Here is a 17,733-nt window from a genome sequence, read left to right as displayed (position 1 = left end):
GGGCCGGCGCCCGTCAGCCGCTGATCAGGGCGAGCAGCTGGGTCACCAGGCCCAGTACGGGCGCGGCCGCCTCGCCGAGCTCCCGGGTCAGGCCGGCCAGCAGGTGGAGGGTGTTGCGCCGGCTGCGCCGCTCCTGGCCGGCCGGCTCCCGCAGCACCGGGAGGGTCTCCTCCAGGCTCTGCCGGTCCTCCGCGGGCACCCGCGCGTCCCGGGCCAGGTCGGCCACCGCGGCGGCCAGCTGGGCGAACAGCGCGGCGGCCTCGGGCGGCAGCGTCTGGTCGGCGACCGGCCCGTTGTTGTGCTGGACACCGACGTTGTGGTGGCCGCCGTGGATGGTGACGTTGTCGCCGAACTGGAACTGGGCTCCGTTGCCGCTCATTTGATGACTCCCGTGTTGCCCTGGCCGCCGTAGATGTTGACGTTGTCGCCGAACTGGTAGTGCCGCAGGTCCACCAGAACGTTGCTGACGAACTGCTGGAACTCGGTCTGCGGATTCTCGATCGCGTGGGTGATCCTGGCCTGGAGCTCGTACGCGTACTTCGGGTCCTTCCAGGCCAGCAGCGCGGTCGGCGGACCGGCCGTGTCGACGGTCAGCGCGTGCAGCCGGCGCTGGAGCAGCACGGGCAGGGTGGCGACCAGGAAGTAGGACACCACGAGGACGAGGGACACCGCCACGATCCAGCCCGTGCCGGAGCCGCTGCTCTCGCCGCGGCTCCCGAAGGCCGAGTGGGAGGAGTCGGCGAGGGCGGTGATCGCGGCCAGGACGAGCGCGATCCCCAGGACGGCCCCGGCGAACTTCAGGAGCCGTTTGATCGCGCCGAGCACATCCGGCACGATCACCGTGATGCTGACCCGCGCGACGGTCGCCAGCGGGTAGGCCGCCGGCCCGATCCAGAGGATGCGCCTGGTCACGGCCACCCGGGTGGCGGACGGGTCGTACGCGGGTCTCGGCGGCGGGACGGACGGAGCGGAGCCGGTCTGTCCCGCCTCCGGCGGCTCGGCCGGTCCGGCGGGTTCGGTCGGTTGCACGGGCGTTCCCCCAAGGCTGTCGAGCGAGCGACGACAATTAACCAGCACGCCCGTCCATGCGCACAAGCGATTTGTCGAAAGCCGCCTTTGACGGCCCGTCGGGTCGTCGGCCCGCCCCGGGGCTCAGCCCAGCCTGCCGCGCACCCCGCCCGGACCGGAGCGCGCCCGGCGGGACAGCGGGGGCCGGGACGGCCGGACGTCACCGCGCCCGACGGCGGCCGGTTCGGCCGCCTCGGCGGCGCGCCGGGCCAGGGCGGCGCGGGCGGCGGCCAGGGCGAGGCGGGCGAGCAGCGGGTCCTCCCGGAGGCCGGCCGTGCGCTTGGACGTCTGGCAGGGGGAGCACCAGACCGGCGAGGCCGGCCCGTCCGGGTACACCATGCCCTCCGGCGGGAGGTAGTGCCCGCCGCACTCGACGCATTCGAAGACCAGTCTCATCCGACGATCACCGTCCCGGATCCGTGGCACCGACCGCAGGGCGACCAGTAGTCGTGAACCCTGGGCACCATGCTCCCTTCCTCGTCCAGTTCGACCGTTGCCTCGGTCTTCTGGGTCCCCCCGGACCCGCCGCAACCGGAGCAGGACTGAACCTCGGGCATATGCCGTCCTTCCGTAGCGGAGCACCACCGTAGCGCGATTCTCCGTCGGGAAGCACCGCCGACGGCCATCCACCACCCGTTCGGGGCGCGCGAACTGCCTTCGCGCGCCCCGTACATCGGTGTCGGCCCTTCGCCTGAGCACCAGAGCGAGGGGCCGACCGATCAGGGGAAGTCTCAGCCGCGGGCGGCCCGCAGGAACTCCCGGTTCATCGCCGCGATGCTGGGCAGCGGGATGCCCTTGGGGCAGGCGGTGGCGCACTCGCCGGTGTTGGTGCAGCCGCCGAAGCCCTCGGCGTCCATCGCCGAGACCATGTTCCGCACCCGGGCGGCCCGTTCGGGCGCACCCTGGGGCAGCACGTTGAGGTGCACCACCTTGGCGGAGGTGAACAGCATCGCCGAGCCGTTCGGGCAGGCGGCTACGCAGGCGCCGCAGCCGATGCACTCGGCGTGCTCGAAGGCGGTGTCCGCGGCCTCCTTGGGGACGGGCGTGGCGTGCGCCTCGGGGGCGCTGCCGGTGGGTGCGGTGATGTAGCCGCCGGAGCCGATGATCCGGTCGAAGGCCGAGCGGTCCACCACCAGGTCCTTCACCACCGGGAAGGCCGCCGCCCGCCACGGTTCGACGTCGATGGTGTCGCCGTCCCGGAAGTGCCGCATGTGCAGCTGGCAGGTGGTGGTGCGTTCCGGGCCGTGCGCCTGGCCGTTGATGACCATGCCGCAGGCGCCGCAGATGCCCTCGCGGCAGTCGTGGTCGAAGGCGACCGGCTGGTCACCGCGGGTGATCAGCTCCTCGTTGAGGGTGTCCAGCATCTCCAGGAAGGACATGTCCGGACTGATGCCGCTGACCTGGTAGGTGGTCATCGAGCCGGGCGCGTCCGGGCCCGCCTGGCGCCAGATGCGCAGGGTGAGGTTCATGCGTAGCTCCGCTGGGTGGGGTGGACGTGCTCGAAGTCGAGGTGCTCGCGGTGGAGGACGGGGGCCTCGCCGGTGGCGGTGAACTCCCAGGCGGCGGCGTAGCTGAACTCCTCGTCGCGCCGGGCGGCCTCGCCGTCGGGGGTCTGGCTCTCGGTGCGGAAGTGGCCGCCGCAGGACTCGGCGCGGTGCAGCGCGTCCAGGCACATCAGCTCGGCCAGTTCGAAGTAGTCGACCAGCCGGTTGGCCTTCTCCAGCGACTGGTTGAGCTCCTGCCCGGTGCCGGGCACCTTGATCCGGCGCCAGAACTCCTCGCGCAGCTGCGGGATCCGCTCCAGCGCGCGCCTGAGCCCGGCCTCGTCGCGGGCCATCCCGCACTCGTCCCACAGCAGTTCGCCGAGTTCGCGGTGGAAGGAGTCCGGGGTGCGGTCGCCGTCCACGGAGAGGATCAGGTTGAGCCGGTCCTCGACCTCGGCCTCGACCTCGGTGAGCACCGGGTGGTCGGCGGGCACCGCGGCGACCGGGTTGCGGGCCAGGTAGTCGTTGAGGGTGGGCGGCAGCACGAAGTAGCCGTCGGCGAGGCCCTGCATCAGGGCGCTGGCACCGAGCCGGTTGGCGCCGTGGTCGGAGAAGTTGGCCTCGCCGATCGCGAACAGGCCGGGGACGCTGGTCTGCAGGTCGTAGTCGACCCAGAGCCCGCCCATCGTGTAGTGGATCGCCGGGTAGATCCGCATCGGCACCTGGTACGGGTCCTCGGCGGTGATCCGCTCGTACATCTCGAAGAGGTTGCCGTACTTGGCCTCGACGGCGTCCCGGCCCATCCGGCGGATCGCGTCGGCGAAGTCCAGGTACACGCCCTGACCGCCGGGGCCGACGCCGCGGCCCTCGTCGCAGACGTTCTTGGCGGCCCGGGAGGCGATGTCGCGGGGCACCAGGTTGCCGAAGGAGGGGTAGATCCGCTCCAGGTAGTAGTCCCGCTCCTCCTCCGGGATCCGCGCGGGCGGGCGGGTGTCGCCCTGGGCCTTGGGCACCCAGATCCGGCCGTCGTTGCGCAGCGACTCGCTCATCAGGGTGAGCTTGGACTGGTGGTCGCCGGAGCGCGGGATGCAGGTGGGGTGGATCTGGGTGAAGCAGGGGTTGGCGAAGTAGGCGCCGCGCCGGTGGGCCCGCCAGATCGCGGTGGCGTTGGAGTTCTTGGCGTTGGTGGAGAGGTAGAAGACGTTGCCGTAGCCGCCGGTGGCGAGGACGACGGCGTCCGCCGTGTAGCTGGTGATCTTCCCGGTGACCAGGTCGCGGGCGACGATGCCGCGGGCCCGGCCGTCGACCACCAGCAGGTCGAGCATCTCGGTGCGCGGGTGCATCTCCACGTTCCCGGCGGCGATCTGCCGGGAGAGCGCCTGGTAGGCGCCGAGCAGCAGCTGCTGGCCGGTCTGGCCGCGGGCGTAGAAGGTGCGGGAGACCTGGACGCCGCCGAAGGAGCGGGTGTCCAGCAGGCCGCCGTACTCGCGGGCGAAGGGCACGCCCTGGGCCACGCACTGGTCGATGATCTCCACCGAGACCTGGGCGAGCCGGTGCACGTTGGACTCGCGGGCGCGGAAGTCGCCGCCCTTGACGGTGTCGTAGAACAGCCGGCGGATCGAGTCGCCGTCGTTGCGGTAGTTCTTGGCCGCGTTGATGCCGCCCTGGGCCGCGATCGAGTGGGCGCGCCGCGGGGAGTCCTGGAAGCAGAACTGGACGACGTGGTAGCCCTGTTCGGCGAGGGTGGCGCCGGCCGCGCCGCCGGCCAGGCCGGTGCCGACCACGATCACGGTGTGCTTGCGCCGGTTCGCGGGGTTGACCAGCTTGGCGTCGAACCGCCGCTGGTCCCAGCGCTGTTCGATCGGCCCGGCGGGGGCCTTGGTGTCGGCGATCGGCTCGCCGAGGGTGTAGTCCAGGTAGCTCACTTCACGACTCCGGTCATCACGGCGACGGGGACGGACAGGAAGCCGGCTGTCAGCAGCAGCGCCACCCCGTTGGCGGTCAGCTTCAGCGCCCGGTCGCGGCGGGCGTTGTTGGCGCCGAGGGTCTGGGCGGCGCTCCAGAAGCCGTGCCGGATGTGGAGGCCGAGGGCCAGCATCGCGACGATGTAGATCACGTCGCTGTACCAGCGGCCGAAGGTGCCCACGACGTTCTGGTAGACGTGGCCGTGCTCGGCGACCGGGTTCACGGTGAGCGTGGTGAGGTCCAGGATGTGCCACACGACGAACAGGCCCAGGATCACCCCGCCCCAGCGCATGGTCCGGGTGGCGTAGCTGGCGCGGCGGCGCTGGTGCACGTACTTGCTCGGGCGGGCGGCGAGGTCCCGGCGGCTGAGCTGGTACGCGGACACCCCGTGCAGGACGACGGAGGCCAGCAGGACCAGGCGGGCGATCCACAGGAACCACTCGTGGCCCAGGAACGGCTGGCCGATGGTGCGCAGCCAGGCCGCGTAGCCGTTGATGTCGTCGGGGCCGAAGAACACCTTGAGGTTCCCCAGCATGTGCGCGACCAGGTACAGCAGCATGACCAGTCCGGTGACGGCCATGACCGCCTTCTTGCCGACGGTCGACCGCCACAGGGTCGCCAGGGTGGACGGATGCCGGCCCGTCCGAGTCGCGGTTGTCATGGCAGCAACGGTAGGGAAGCCCGCAAGGGTGCGTCCAAGACATGCTGCGGCTGGTGACGATAGGCGGAGCCTATCGAGGCGGCGTAGCCTGGCCGTGTGCAGCTCCAACAACTCCGCTACTTCCTGGCCGTCGCCGAGACCCGGCACTTCACCCGGGCCGCCGAGGCCGAGCACGTCGCCCAGCCCTCGCTCTCCCAGCAGATCCGGGCGCTGGAAAGGGAGTTGGGCGCCGAACTGTTCCACCGCACCCGGGGCAACATCGCCCTCACCGACGCCGGGGACGCCCTGCTGCCGCTGGCCCGGCGCATCCTCGCGGACACCGAGAGCGCCCGGCTGGCCGTCCAGGAGACGGTGCAGCTGCGCCGCGGCCGGGTGCGGCTCGGCGCGCCGCCGAGCCTGTGCACCAGCCTGGTGCCGGACGTGCTGAGGGTGTTCCGGGACCGCTACCCGGGCGTCGCACTGGCGGTGCGCGAGGGCGGCTCGCGGGACCTGGTGCGCTGGCTGGCGGCGGGCGAGCTGGACCTCGCGCTGGTCATCACGCCGCCCAGCGGGGAGGCCGCGCCCGCCCTCGCCGTCACCGAGCTGCTGCACGAGGAGCTGGTGCTGGTCTCGGCCGCCGGGCCCGCCCGGCGCCCGGTGCGGGTGGCGGAGCTGCGGGGGCGGCCGCTGGTGATGTTCCGGGAGGGCTACGACGTGCGCGAGGCCGCGCTGGCGGCCTGCCGGGCGGCCGGGTTCGAGCCGGAGTTCGCCGTCGAGGGCGGGGAGATGGACGCGGTGCTGGGCTTCGTCCGGGCCGGGCTCGGACCGGCGGTGGTGCCCGGCATGGTGGCGGCGCGCTCGGGCCTGTCCGTCACCCCGTTCGCCGGGCCGGGCCTGGGCCGCACCATCGCGGTCGCGCACGGCCACGAGGTGCCGCTCACCCGCGCCGCCGAGGCGCTGCACGACACTCTGCTGGCGCACCTTCGGGACGCCGCCGGGGAGGGCGAACTCCCGCCCGGCACACGGCTGTTGCTGTGAAAGGGCCGCCTCTCGGGGCGGCCCTTCCGGCAGCGGCGCGGGCGTCAGGCCGGCAGTACGGCCTCGATCGCGGCGATCAGCTCCGCCGACTCCGGCTCGACGCGCGGACGCAGGCGCGCGGCGACGGTGCCGTCCGGGGAGACCAGGAACTTCTCGAAGTTCCAGCTGACGTCCCCGGCCTGGCCCTCGGCGTCGGCGACCTCGGTCAGCTGCCGGTACAGCGGGTGCCGGTCGTCACCGTTGACGTCGATCTTCTCGAACAGCGGGAAGGTCACCCCGTAGGTGGTCGAGCAGAAGCTCTGGATCTCCTCGGCGCTGCCCGGCTCCTGCCCGGCGAACTGGTTGCACGGGAAGCCCAGCACGGTGAACCCGCGCCCGGCGTACCGCTTCTGGAGGTTCTCCAGGCCGGTGTACTGGGGGGTCAGGCCGCACTTGGAGGCGACGTTGACGATCAGCAGCGCCTTGCCCTTGTGGTCGGCCAGCGAGGTGGCCTCGCCGTCGAGGGTGCGCAGCGGAATGTCGTACAGGCTCACGGTGGTGGGTCCTTTCGGCAGGTTGGCGGCGGGTCGCGCCCGGGCACACGGTAGCGGCCCCGGACGGGTCAACCGTGCCGGCCCCGCCGGTGTTCCGGCGGGGCCGGCGGTGCCCCGCGGGCGCGGGGGCGTACGGAGCGGCTCGTACGCCCCCACTCCTTCACCGGCTCACAGGGCCAGCGGCTTGATGGCGGTCGGCGCGTGCTCGGGGAGGGTGGCCAGCTCCTCCCACTCGTTGACCTTGTCGATGTCGGCGGCGGCCATCGAGATGTTGGTGACCCGCTCCAGGATCGCCTCGACCACGACCGGGACGCGGAACTCGGCGGCCAGCTTCTTGGCCTCCTCGAAGGCCGGCAGCAGGCCCTCCGGCTCGGTGACCCGGATCGCCTTGCAGCCCAGGCCCTCGGCGACCTTGACGTGGTCCACGCCGTAGACGCCCAGCTCCGGCGCGTTGATGTTCTCGAACTCCAGCTTGACCTGGAAGTCGATGTCGAAGGTGCGCTGCGCCTGGCGGATCAGGCCCAGGTAGGAGTTGTTGACCAGCACGTGGACGTACGGGATCCGGTGCTGGGCGCCGACCGCCAGCTCCTCGATCATGAACTGGAAGTCGTAGTCGCCGGAGAGGGCGACGATCTGGCCCTCCGGGTCGGCGGTGGCGACGCCCAGTGCGGCCGGGATGGTCCAGCCCAGCGGGCCGGCCTGGCCGCAGTTGATCCAGTGCCGCGGCTTGTAGACGTGCAGCATCTGCGCGCCCGCGATCTGGGACAGGCCGATGGTGGTGACGTACCGGGTCTCCGGGCCGAAGGCCTTGTTCATCTCCTCGTACACGCGCTGCGGCTTGAGCGGCACGTTGTCGAAGTGGGTGCGGCGCTGGAGCTGGGCCTTGCGCTCCTGGGTGGAGGCGGCCCACTCGCTGCGGTCCTTGAGGGTGCCGGCGGCCCTGAGCTCCTTGGCGACCTGGACGAACAGCTCCAGGGCGGCCTTGGCGTCGGAGGCGATGCCGAGGTCGGGGGCGAAGATCTTGCCGATCTGGGTGGGCTCGACGTCCACGTGGACGAACTTGCGGCCCGCGGTGTAGACGTCCAGGCCGCCGGTGTGGCGGTTGGCCCAGCGGTTGCCGATGCCGAGGACGAAGTCGGAGGCGAGGAAGTTCTCGTTGCCGTAGCGGTGCGAGGTCTGCAGGCCGACCATGCCGGCGTTCAGCTGGTGGTCGTCCGGGACGATGCCCCAGCCCATCAGGGTCGGGATCACCGGGACGCCGGTCAGCTCGGCGAACTCCAGCAGCAGGTCGGAGGCGTCGGCGTTGATGACGCCGCCGCCGGCCACGATCAGCGGGCGCTCGGACTCCTGGAGCAGCGCGACGGCCTTCTCGATCTGGATCCGGTTGGCGGCCGGCTTGTAGACCGGCAGCGGCTGGTAGGCCTCCGGGTCGAAGTCGATCTCGGTCAGCTGGACGTCGATCGGCAGGTCGATCAGGACCGGGCCGGGGCGGCCGGAGCGCATCAGGTGGAAGGCCTGCTGGAACACGCCGGGGACCTGTGCGGCCTCCAGGACGGTGGTGGCGGCCTTGGTGACCGGCTTGGCGATCGAGGCGATGTCGACGGCCTGGAAGTCCTCCTTGTGGAGGCGGGCGACCGGGGCCTGGCCGGTGATGCACAGGATCGGGATGGAGTCGGCGATCGCCGAGTACAGGCCGGTGATCATGTCGGTGCCGGCCGGTCCCGAGGTGCCGATGCACACGCCGATGTTGCCGGCCTTGGCGCGGGTGTAGCCCTCGGCCATGTGGGAGGCGCCCTCGACGTGCCGGGCCAGGGTGTGCCGGATCCCGCCGGAGGCCTTGAGGGCGGCGTAGAAGGGGTTGATCGCGGCGCCCGGCACACCGAAGGCGACGTCGACGCCTTCCAGCTTGAGGATCTCCACGGCCGCGCGGGCGGCTGTCATACGGGGCATCGGTTCTCTCCTGCGTCGGCCCGCAGTGGGTCGGAGGGCTCATCTCCTGAATTCCACCATACGGAAGAAGGGTTTCTGTATGTGGAAACACGGTAGGGTCGGGTCCGGCGGGGAGTCAAGGGGCACTTCAACAGAATGTGGAAGGCCCGACGATGCGCTGCCGCGTGGCCGGACTCGCACACCAGAACCGCGTTCGCGCTGGTGTGCCAGGGGAAGCGGAGCCTCCGGGCCGGAAAGCGCAGCCACCGTGCAGTGCCCGTGAAGGGACGGTGCCTGAGGTCGGCCCGGCTCGCCGGGCTGGGTACCGTCGGTGCCACGCCGGGCCCATGGCGTCCGACGGGGGCCGCGGCGGGGGACGCGGGAGCGCCGGAACGGGGGACACCGTCGGCGGGCCCGCCCAGGAGAGCCCGACCGCAGCGCACCCGGATCGCACTGCGCACCTGGATCGCGCCGAACCGCACCGCACCGCACCGACCCGACACCCGCCGACCGCCCGGACCCGCGGCCGTACCGCTGTCGCCCGTCCGGCGCCCGCCGCGGTCCTCCCCCTCGGCCCCACCTCCCCCCTCGGCCCCACCTCGTGCCCGTCCCGCAACGGCGCGCCCGCAGCGGCGGGCGCACGGAAGGAACGCCGCCATGCGCCGCACCCCTGCCCGATCCCCGCTCGCCGTGCTGCGCGCCGTCCCCTGGCGGCACGACCTGCCCGCCTCGCTGGTGGTGTTCCTGGTCGCTCTCCCGCTCTGCGTGGGAGTGGCCGTCGCCTCCGGCGTCCCGGCCGAACTGGGGCTGGTCACCGGCATCGTCGGCGGCCTGGTCGTCGGTCTGCTGCCCGGCAGCAGCCTCCAGGTCAGCGGGCCCGCCGCCGGACTGACCGTGCTGGTCGCCGACGCCGTCCAGCAGTTCGGCGTCGCCGCGCTCGGCCCGCTGGTGCTCGCCAGCGGCCTGCTCCAGCTCGCGATGGGCGCGCTGCGGCTCGGCCGCTGGTTCCGCGCGATGTCCGCCTCGGTGGTGCACGGCATGCTGGCCGGCATCGGGCTGACCCTGGTGTCCGGCCAGCTGTACGCGCTCGCCGACCGCCGCGCCCCCGGCACCGGCCCGCAGAAGCTCGCCGGACTGCCCGCCCTGCTGACCGACGTGGCCACCGCCGCCGCCAACCCCGGCGCGGTCGCCCTCGGCCTGGGCACCCTGCTGCTGCTCGTCGCCTGGAAGCACCTGCCCGGCCGCGCGGCCCGGGCCGTCCCCGCTCCGCTGGCCGCCGTCGGCCTGGCCGCCGCCGTCACCGCCGCGGCCGACCTGCCGGTGGCCCGGGTCCGGGTCTCCGACCTGCTCGACGTCGTCCACCTGCCCGGGCCCGCCGCGCTCGGCGACCTGGCCGGAGCGGCCGGATTCGGGACGGTCGTCGCCTTCACCCTGATCGCCTCCGCCGAGACGCTGTTCAGTGCCGCCGCCGTCGACCGGATGCACCACGGACCGCGCACCGACTACGACCGCGAACTCACCGCCCAGGGCCTCGGCAACACCGTCTGCGGACTGCTCGGCGCCCTGCCGATGACCGCCGTGATCGTGCGCAGCGCCGCCAACGTCCAGGCCGGTGCCCGCACCAGGGCCTCGCGCTTCCTGCACGGGCTGTGGCTGTTGCTGTTCACCGCCCTGCTGCCCGGCGTGCTCGGGCTGGTCCCGCTCACCGCGCTGGCCGCCGTCCTGGTGCACGCCGGGGCCAAGCTGGTGCCGCTGCGCCGGATCGTCGCGCTGTGCCGGGGGCACCGGGGCGAGGCGCTGGTGCTCGGGGTGACGGCGGTTGCGATCGTCGCCACCGACCTGTTCGAGGGGGTGCTGATCGGCGTCGGCCTGGCGGTGGCCAAGTCCGCCTGGCAGACCTCCCACCTGCAGAGCTCCGTCGAGGAGGTGGTGCTGACGGACGGACGGCCGCTGCACCGGGTGCGGCTGAGCGGCAATGCCACCTTCCTGCGGTTGCCCCGGCTGCTGGACACCCTGGAGCGGCTGCCCGGCGACCGGCCGGTGGAACTGGACTGGTCCGGGCTGCGCCACCTGGACCACGCCTGCACCCTGGCCCTCACCTCCTGGGCCGACCAGCACCGGGCCCGCGCCAGCGCCCCGCTGGCCGTCGACCCGCCGCTGCCGACGGTCGTCTGACGGCGGGTCGGGGAGCCGGCGGGGCGCTCAGGACCGGCGGACCTGTGCCGGCGCGGCGTGCCGGGCTCGAACGGAGGGCTGTCCGGCTGGGGGACCCTAACCTGGTCGCGGTCCGGAGTGGTCCGGGCCGCGACCAGTGCCGTCGGGCGACAAGGAGCGCAGAACCGTGATCGCAGCTTTTTCGGTGACCCCGCTGGGGATCGGCGAGGACGTGGGGGAGGCGGTGGCAGCGGCCGTCCGGGTGGTCCGGGCCAGCGGGCTGCCGAACCGCACGGACGCGATGTTCACCAGCGTCGAGGGGGAGTGGGACGAGGTGATGCCGGTGATCAGGGCGGCGATCGAGGCGGTGAAGGCGCACAGCAACCGGGTGAGCACGGTCATCAAGATCGACGACCGGGCCGGGGTCACCGACGGCCTCACCGCCAAGGTCGCCTCGGTCGAGCGGCACCTCGCGAACGGCTGAGCGCCTCAGCCGGCGGTGGGCCGTGCGGTGGTCGCCTCGACCGGGTCGGGCACCGCCTGCGGCTGACGGGTGCTCAGCAGCCGGTCCAGCGAGTAGGGGCCGGAGCCGAGGACCGCGATGGCCAGGAAGGCCCAGCAGAACATCACCGAGGGCTCGCCCCCGTTCTGCAGCGGCAGCAGCGCGTGCTCCTGGTGGACGGTGAAGTAGGCGTACGCCATCGAGCCGGAGCACAGCAGGGCGGCGTACCTGGTGCCGACTCCGAGGAGCACCAGGGCGCCGCCGACCAGTTGGATCAGTGCGGCCCACCAGCCCGGCCACTGGCCGAGCGGGAGGCTGCCGCCGCCCTTGGCGCCGCCGAGGACGCCGAAGACCGAGGCGGCGCCGTGGCAGGCGAAGAGCAGGCCGACGACGACCCGAAAGGCCGTCAGCACGAGGGGACGGGCGGCCTCGACAGCCTGTCCGGGGGTTGCGTGGACGCGTGCGGGCATACCGGGGAACCTCCTGTGGGGGAGGAGGGACGGGGCGGTAAGGGTAGCCTTGGTCTAGTCCACTTGGCAATGCCCCGTCAGATAACGGTCAGGACCGGTCCCCACTCTTTCTTGACCGATCGATCTCGAAAGAGCTAGCGTTCGCATTATGGCGCGAACGAAGGAATTCGATCCCGACGCGGCGCTCCAGGCAGCCCTCGAATTGTTCTGGCGCCGCGGCTACGAGGCCACCTCGATGGCCGACCTGGTCGAGGGCCTCGGCATCGCGCGGGCCAGCATCTACGCCACCTTCGGCAGCAAGCACGAGCTCTACCTGCGTGCGCTGGAGCGCTACAACGAGCAGCACGACCCGGGCCTGCTGGCCGAGCTGTCCCAGCCCGGGCCGGTGCTGCCGGCCGTCCGCGCCCTGGTGCGCCGGTACGCGGGCGCGGGGGGCGAGGACCGCAAGCGCGGCTGCTTCATCACCAACACGGCCGTCGAACTCGCCCCGCACGACGAGGCGGCGGCCCGCCGGGTGGAGGTCAGCTACGACCACCTGGAGACGGCGCTGACCGCCGCCCTGCTGCGCGCCGAGGCCCAGGGCGAACTGCCCGCCGGGCGGGAGCCGCGGGCACTGGCCCGGATGCTGGTGGTGCTGCTGCAGGGGATCCGGGTGGTGGGCAAGACCGCCGAGGGCGAGGCCCGGGTGCGGGACGCCGCCGAGCAGGCGCTGACACTGCTGGACTGAGCTCCGGCCGGCCCGGCCGGAGCCGTCTGCCGTCCTTATTCTGGACCGAACGGTCTTGAAAGTTTGACAGGGGGGAATTCCCTGATCCACCCCTGGACACACCACTCGAATCAAAGGAGTTCAGCTCATGAGCACGCGTTTCGCCGACAGGTCCGTCCTGGTCACCGGCGGCGGCAGCGGCATCGGGCGGGGCATCGCGCTCGCCTTCGCCCGGGAGGGCGCCCGGGTCGCGGTCGCCGGGCGCGGCGCCGGCCCGCTGGCCGAGACCGTCGCGCTGATCGAGCAGGCCGGCGGCGAGGCGGTCGCACTGACCGGCGACGTGACCAACGGTGCGGACGCCGCCCGGCTGGTCCGGGAGACCGTCGAGCGGCTCGGCGGTCTGGACGTCGCCGTCAACAACGCAGGGGTGTTCGGCGCGGCCGGCCCGGTCGCCGAGATCGACGAGGACGAGTTCCGGCGGGTCGTCGAGATCAACGTGACCGGCACCCTGCTGGCGATGAAGCACCAGATCGGCCACATGCGGGCGCACGGCGGCGGCGCGATCGTCAACGTCTCGTCCAACCTGGGCGTCCACCGGCGGCTGGAGGGCGTCGGCGCCTACGCCGTCAGCAAGGCCGCGGTCACCGCGCTCACCCGCGCCGCCGCCCGCGACCACATCGGTGAGGGTGTGCGGATCAACACCGTCAGCCCGGGACCGGTGGACACCCCGATGTCGTCCCGGCCCGGCGAGAGCGACGCGGACAAGAGCGACCGGATGAAGTCCGAGGTGCCGGTCGGCCGTCCCGGCGCGGTCGCGGAGATCGCCGCCGCCGTGCTGTATCTGGCCTCGCCGGAGGCGGGCTACACCGTCGGCGCGGACCTGGTGCTGGACGGCGGCGTCACCGCCTGACCGGCCCGGCTCAGCCGTTCAACCAGTCACCGGGCACGGCCTCGTGGAGCGCGTCGAGCGCCTCAGGGGTCCGTGCCCGGACCGAGAACCAGGCGTCCCCGACCGCCACGACCAGGACGTCCGGACCCCCGTACCAGCGCAACTCCCGACCCAGCGCGGGCAACTCCACGAAGTCGTCGGGGAGTTCACCCTCCGATTCGAGGAAGTCGGACAACTCGTCGTCCTCCAGCAGCTTCTCGCTCATCGCCATCACCGCCGCCGCCGTCGAGAAGCGCTCCTCCCAGGGCTCCCAGCGCTCCTGCGACTTGTCCGCGAGATCCGGCCGGGCCACCGTCGGCGGGTCCTCCTGCGCCAGGTCGTCCAGCAGCACGCCCCAGTGGGCGCAGCCCTGGTTCTCCGCGCGGTACACCAGCGCGCCGTCGAGCACATGGAGCTCGTCCGGCGTCAGCAACACGTCCTGGGAGCTGGTGAGATCGGCCCGGCGCCCGAACAGCCGGTACGCCTCCCGCAGCGCCACCGGCAGCCGCAGCCCGAGCCGCTGCTCGGCCGCGTCCAGTTCGGCGTCGGTGAAGCCGTCCTGAGGGGTCAGCGGCGCGCCCCAGTACGCGGCGAAGCCCCGGACGAGGGCCCAGGCGGCTTCACGGCCGCCGCGCAGGGTCTCGGCCATCGCGGCCGGCATGTCGAAATCCGTGTCGTTCACCCGCGCACCGTACGACACCGCGCTGACAGGGCCCCCGGGCCCGAACCCTCGTCAGCGCACGACCGGCCGAATCTGACGCGAACGCGTAATCCCGAGGACACCGGTTGATCACTGCGGGGTTCCCGCGCCGTCGTTCGGGCAGGACACGGTTTCGGCCGGAACCGACACGAAAGGCGGACGCGCGACAGATGCCGACCGCACCGCACACCGCACGCAGGAGCCGCTGGGGCGAGCACGGGCTCGCCTGGGCCTTCCTGCTGCCCTCCCTGGTGGTCTTCGCCCTGTTCATCGGCTATCCGCTGGGGCGAACGATCTACCTGAGCGGACACGCCAACGACCTCTTCGGCGCGCCCTCCCGCTACGTCGGGGCGAAGCACTACAGCGACCTGCTGGCCTCCGCCGACTTCGGCCGGACGCTGGTCACCACGGGGCTGTTCACCCTGCTCACGGTGGTGCCCGGGGTGCTCGGCGCGCTGGTGCTGGTGCTGCTGCTGGAGAACCGGATCCGGGGCGTACGGCTGCTGCGCTCCGCCTTCGCGCTGCCCTTCGCCTTCTCGGTGGCCAGCGCCTCGGTGGTGTTCGCGGTGTTCTTCAACCCCGCCAGCGGGGTGCTCAACGGCCTGCTGTCGCAGGTCGGCCTCGGTCCGGTCGGCTGGCTCACCGACTCCCGGTACGCGCTGGTCTCGGTGGCCCTGACCACGGTGTGGATGAACCTCGGCTACAACGTGCTGGTGCTCTCGGCGGGCATCGGGTCGATCCCCGGCGAGATCGCCGAGGCGGCCCGCATCGACGGCGCCTCCGGGCTGCGGCTGGCCCGCTCGATCACCGTCCCGATGCTCGGCCCGAACCTGTTCTTCCTGACGGTGGTCTCCACCGTCCACGCGCTGCAGAGTTTCGGCCAGATCCACATCCTCACCAAGGGCGGCCCGGACGGTTCCACCCGGACCCTCGTCTACTCGGTCTACGAGAAGGCCTTCGCCTACAACTCCAGCGACTTCGGCACGGCGAGCGCCCAGGCCGTGGTGCTGCTGGTGGTCGTCCTCGCCTGCACGGCCGTCCAGTTCGGCGTCCTGGAGCGGAAGGTGCACTACGCATGACCACGATCGTCAGTGAGAGCGGGACCGGGACCGACGCGGCCCGCCCGCGCCCCCGCCCCCGGCTGCTCGCCGGGCGCTCCCCGCGCGACCTGCTGGGCCGCGCCGCCGTGTACCTGCTGCTGGCCGCCGCCCTGGTCACCGTGGCCTTCCCGGTGTACTACGCGATCGCCGGCGCCTTCATGGGCCCGTCCGAACTCTCCTCCAACCCACCGGCGTTGGTGCCGCACTCGGTCACCGGACGGAACTTCTCCGGCGCCGTGGACACCATCCCGCTGTTCCGGCAGTACGCCAACTCGGCGATCACGGCCACCGCGATCACCCTCGCCCAGCTGTTCACCTCGATCCTGGCCGCGTACGCCTTCGTCTTCCTGCCGCTGAAGGCCAGGGCCGCGGTGTTCGGGGTGTTCCTGGCCACCCTGATGGTCCCGTGGGAGGCCATCATCATCCCCAACTACCTGACCCTGTCGGACTGGGGCTTCGGCAACACCTACTTCGGCCTGGTCCTGCCGTTCCTGGCCTCCGGCTTCGGCACCTTCATGCTGCGCCAGGCCTTCCGGCAGCTGCCCGGCGAACTGCGGGACGCGGCGCGGATCGACGGGGCCGGCCACTGGCGCTTCCTGTGGCGGATCGTCGTCCCGCTGAACAAGCCGGCCCTGGCCGCGCTGTCGATCTACGTCTTCCTGTCGGCCTGGAACCAGTACTTCTGGCCGCTGATCATCACGCGCACGGCCGACATGCAGACCCTGCAGATCGGCCTCACCTCGCTGCGCGACTCCGAGATGGCCGACCCCGGGCTGATCCTGGCCGGCGTCGTGCTGTCGCTGCTGCCCACCCTGGCCCTGGTGGTCTTCGGCCAGCGCTTCATCGTGCGCGGCCTCACCGCGGGCGCCGTCCGCTGACCCGCTCCGACCGCCCGGTCCGCCGACCCGTCGGCACCCCGCCCGTTCGCACCCGCCCGTCCCCCTTCCGGAAAGAGAGTGACCCCTCGTGAAGAAGAGTGCACGCGCGCTCGCGGCCCTGCTGGTGGCCGGCCTGTCCCTGACCGCCTGCAGCTCCAGCGGCACCGACCCGGGCGGCTCCGCCGACGCCGGTGCCCCCGGGGCCCAGGCGCTGGACCAGGCCTCCGGCGTGACCACCGTCGAGTTCTGGCACTCGATGACCGGGAAGAACGCCGACGTGCTGAACGGGCTGGTCAGCCGGTTCAACGCCGCCCACCAGGGCAGGATCGAGGTCAAGGCGCAGTTCCAGGGCAAGTACGACGAGCTGGTCACCAAGTACAAGGCCGCGGTGCAGCAGAAGGGCACCCCCGCCCTGGTGCAGGTCTACGACATCGGCACCCGGTTCATGATCGACTCCAGGCAGACCGTCCCCGCCCAGGCCTTCGCCGACAAGGACGGCTACTCGCTGGACGACCTCGACCCCAACATCCGCAACTACTACTCGACGGGCGGCAAGCTGGTCTCGATGCCGTTCAACTCCTCGATGCCGCTGCTCTACCTGAACACCGACGCCTTCAAGGAGGCCGGCCTCGACCCGGCCCAGCCGCCCAAGGACCTCAACGAGCTGGCGGACCTGGCCAAGAAGCTCACCAAGAAGGACGCCGACGGCAAGACCGTGCGCTACGGCTTCGGCGCCGCCGTCTACGGCTGGTTCGTCGAGGAGCTGATCGCCGAGTCCGGCACCATGTACTGCGACAAGGACAACGGGCGCAGCGACAAGGCGGGCAAGGTCGTGTTCGACTCCGCCCAGGGTGCGCAGATCGTCCAGTGGTGGGCCGACCTGGTCAAGGGCGGCTACGCGGCCAACACCGGCCGGGTCACCGACGACGCCCAGGCCGCCTTCAAGTCCGGCACGGTCGCGATGCACCTGGAGTCCACCGGCGTGCTGCGCGGCTACACCGAGGCCGCCAAGTTCGGCGTCGGCACCGCCCCGTTCCCCAAGGTCACCGCCGCCGACCAGGGCGGCCCGGCGATCGGCGGCGCCTCGCTGTGGATCAGCGGCCCGGGGCACTCGGACGCGGAGAAGCGGGCCGCCTGGGAGTTCGAGAAGTTCCTCACCGGCCCCGAGCAGCAGGCCGCCTGGCACACCGGCACCGGATACTTCCCGGTCAACAGGAAGGCCCTGGACGACCCCAAGGACAAGGAGTGGGTGGCCAAGTACCCCCAGTTCCAGACGGCCATCGACCAGCTGAAGGCCACCAAGCCCACCCCGGCCACCGCCGGCTGCCTGCTCGGCGTGATGCCGCAGGCCCGCAAGGGCGTGGAGACCGCCATCGAGCAGACCATCGCGGGCAGCAAGACCGCCCAGCAGGCCCTCTCCGACGCGGCCAAGGAGCTCCAGCCCGCGATCGAGAGCTACAACAGCTCGGTCGGCTGACCCGGCCCGCCCCCCCGCAGGACGGCCCGCCCGGCGCACCACGCGCCCGGCGGGCCGTCGCCGTCACGCCCGTAGCGGCGTCACGGCGCAGCGGCGTCATACCGTCGCCGCTCACGCCGTCGGGGCTCACGCCGTCGGGGCTCACGCCCTTGCGGACGTAG

At 72.3% G+C, this 17,733-nt stretch carries 18 protein-coding genes; 8 read left to right on the top strand and 10 right to left on the bottom strand.

From position 1 onward, the window contains the following. Positions 1-13: 13 nt before the first annotated feature. The 6 genes from ACZ6Z8_RS04435 to ACZ6Z8_RS04410 all read right to left on the bottom strand — a co-directional run bounded on the left by ACZ6Z8_RS04435 (position 14) and on the right by ACZ6Z8_RS04410 (position 5,178). Positions 14-379, bottom strand: a complete 366-nt coding sequence (locus ACZ6Z8_RS04435; protein ID WP_465606200.1) for a hypothetical protein — start codon at positions 377-379, stop codon at positions 14-16. After that, positions 376-1,029, bottom strand: a complete 654-nt coding sequence (locus ACZ6Z8_RS04430) for a DUF6232 family protein (RefSeq protein WP_465606198.1) — start codon at positions 1,027-1,029, stop codon at positions 376-378. The genes ACZ6Z8_RS04435 and ACZ6Z8_RS04430 overlap by 4 nt, the downstream gene beginning before the upstream one ends. A 123-nt stretch (positions 1,030-1,152) precedes the next feature. After that, positions 1,153-1,464, bottom strand: a complete 312-nt coding sequence (locus ACZ6Z8_RS04425; protein ID WP_402817977.1) for a hypothetical protein — start codon at positions 1,462-1,464, stop codon at positions 1,153-1,155. A 335-nt stretch (positions 1,465-1,799) separates the two neighbouring features. Next, complete coding sequence (locus tag ACZ6Z8_RS04420; RefSeq protein WP_030285070.1) at positions 1,800-2,537, bottom strand: succinate dehydrogenase/fumarate reductase iron-sulfur subunit; 738 nt, start codon at positions 2,535-2,537, stop codon at positions 1,800-1,802. Beyond that, positions 2,534-4,477, bottom strand: a complete 1,944-nt coding sequence (locus ACZ6Z8_RS04415) for a fumarate reductase/succinate dehydrogenase flavoprotein subunit (RefSeq protein WP_465606196.1) — start codon at positions 4,475-4,477, stop codon at positions 2,534-2,536. Before ACZ6Z8_RS04415 ends, ACZ6Z8_RS04420 begins: the two co-directional genes overlap by 4 nt. Further along, positions 4,474-5,178, bottom strand: a complete 705-nt coding sequence (locus ACZ6Z8_RS04410) for a succinate dehydrogenase cytochrome b subunit (RefSeq protein ID WP_465606194.1) — start codon at positions 5,176-5,178, stop codon at positions 4,474-4,476. The genes ACZ6Z8_RS04415 and ACZ6Z8_RS04410 overlap by 4 nt, the downstream gene beginning before the upstream one ends. Positions 5,179-5,274: 96 nt before the next feature. Between ACZ6Z8_RS04410 and ACZ6Z8_RS04405 the strand changes: the two genes are divergently transcribed. Continuing rightward, entirely contained in the window at positions 5,275-6,195 is a 921-nt protein-coding gene (locus ACZ6Z8_RS04405) for a LysR family transcriptional regulator (RefSeq protein ID WP_465606192.1), read from the top strand. Positions 6,196-6,239: 44 nt separating this feature from the next. Here the strand turns inward: ACZ6Z8_RS04405 and ACZ6Z8_RS04400 are convergent, their stop codons facing one another. Further along, positions 6,240-6,728, bottom strand: coding sequence for a glutathione peroxidase (locus ACZ6Z8_RS04400; protein ID WP_465606191.1), 489 nt, complete (start codon positions 6,726-6,728; stop codon positions 6,240-6,242). A 168-nt stretch (positions 6,729-6,896) separates the two neighbouring features. After that, positions 6,897-8,678, bottom strand: a complete 1,782-nt coding sequence (gene gcl, locus ACZ6Z8_RS04395; protein ID WP_465606189.1) for a glyoxylate carboligase — start codon at positions 8,676-8,678, stop codon at positions 6,897-6,899. A 636-nt stretch (positions 8,679-9,314) separates the two neighbouring features. On the opposite strand from gcl, the gene ACZ6Z8_RS04390 reads away from it, so the two are divergent. Then, positions 9,315-10,832, top strand: a complete 1,518-nt coding sequence (locus tag ACZ6Z8_RS04390; RefSeq protein ID WP_465606187.1) for a SulP family inorganic anion transporter — start codon at positions 9,315-9,317, stop codon at positions 10,830-10,832. Between the two features lie 166 nt (positions 10,833-10,998). Then, positions 10,999-11,295 (top strand): MTH1187 family thiamine-binding protein, encoded by a 297-nt coding sequence (locus tag ACZ6Z8_RS04385; RefSeq protein WP_465393876.1) that lies wholly within the window; start codon positions 10,999-11,001, stop codon positions 11,293-11,295. Between the two features lie 5 nt (positions 11,296-11,300). Here ACZ6Z8_RS04385 and ACZ6Z8_RS04380 read toward each other — a convergent pair whose 3' ends face one another. Continuing rightward, positions 11,301-11,783, bottom strand: a complete 483-nt coding sequence (locus tag ACZ6Z8_RS04380; RefSeq protein WP_465606185.1) for a DoxX family protein — start codon at positions 11,781-11,783, stop codon at positions 11,301-11,303. A gap of 148 nt (positions 11,784-11,931) precedes the next feature. Between ACZ6Z8_RS04380 and ACZ6Z8_RS04375 the strand changes: the two genes are divergently transcribed. Further along, positions 11,932-12,510, top strand: coding sequence for a TetR/AcrR family transcriptional regulator (locus tag ACZ6Z8_RS04375; RefSeq protein WP_465606184.1), 579 nt, complete (start codon positions 11,932-11,934; stop codon positions 12,508-12,510). A 127-nt stretch (positions 12,511-12,637) separates the two neighbouring features. Continuing rightward, positions 12,638-13,399, top strand: a complete 762-nt coding sequence (locus ACZ6Z8_RS04370; protein WP_465606182.1) for an SDR family NAD(P)-dependent oxidoreductase — start codon at positions 12,638-12,640, stop codon at positions 13,397-13,399. A 10-nt stretch (positions 13,400-13,409) separates the two neighbouring features. Here ACZ6Z8_RS04370 and ACZ6Z8_RS04365 read toward each other — a convergent pair whose 3' ends face one another. Beyond that, positions 13,410-14,099 carry an SMI1/KNR4 family protein gene (locus tag ACZ6Z8_RS04365; RefSeq protein WP_465606180.1) on the bottom strand — a complete coding sequence of 230 codons (690 nt, stop codon included), beginning with the start codon at positions 14,097-14,099 and terminating at the stop codon, positions 13,410-13,412. A gap of 188 nt (positions 14,100-14,287) precedes the next feature. Here ACZ6Z8_RS04365 and ACZ6Z8_RS04360 point away from each other — a divergent pair, with 188 nt between their 5' ends. From ACZ6Z8_RS04360 to ACZ6Z8_RS04350, 3 genes are all read left to right on the top strand, one after another. Further along, entirely contained in the window at positions 14,288-15,196 is a 909-nt protein-coding gene (locus tag ACZ6Z8_RS04360) for a carbohydrate ABC transporter permease (protein ID WP_465606178.1), read from the top strand. Further along, a complete protein-coding gene (locus ACZ6Z8_RS04355; RefSeq protein WP_465606176.1) occupies positions 15,193-16,095 on the top strand; it encodes a carbohydrate ABC transporter permease in 903 nt (300 codons plus the stop codon). The genes ACZ6Z8_RS04360 and ACZ6Z8_RS04355 overlap by 4 nt, the downstream gene beginning before the upstream one ends. 88 nt (positions 16,096-16,183) lie before the next feature. Continuing rightward, positions 16,184-17,572 (top strand): ABC transporter substrate-binding protein, encoded by a 1,389-nt coding sequence (locus tag ACZ6Z8_RS04350; RefSeq protein ID WP_465606174.1) that lies wholly within the window; start codon positions 16,184-16,186, stop codon positions 17,570-17,572. Positions 17,573-17,733: the final 161 nt, after the last annotated feature.

It is taken from the genome of Kitasatospora sp. NPDC101108 (assembly GCF_055584725.1).
The sequence above is the reverse complement of the archived record's forward strand: the minus strand, read 5'-3'. Positions and strand labels throughout refer to the sequence as shown.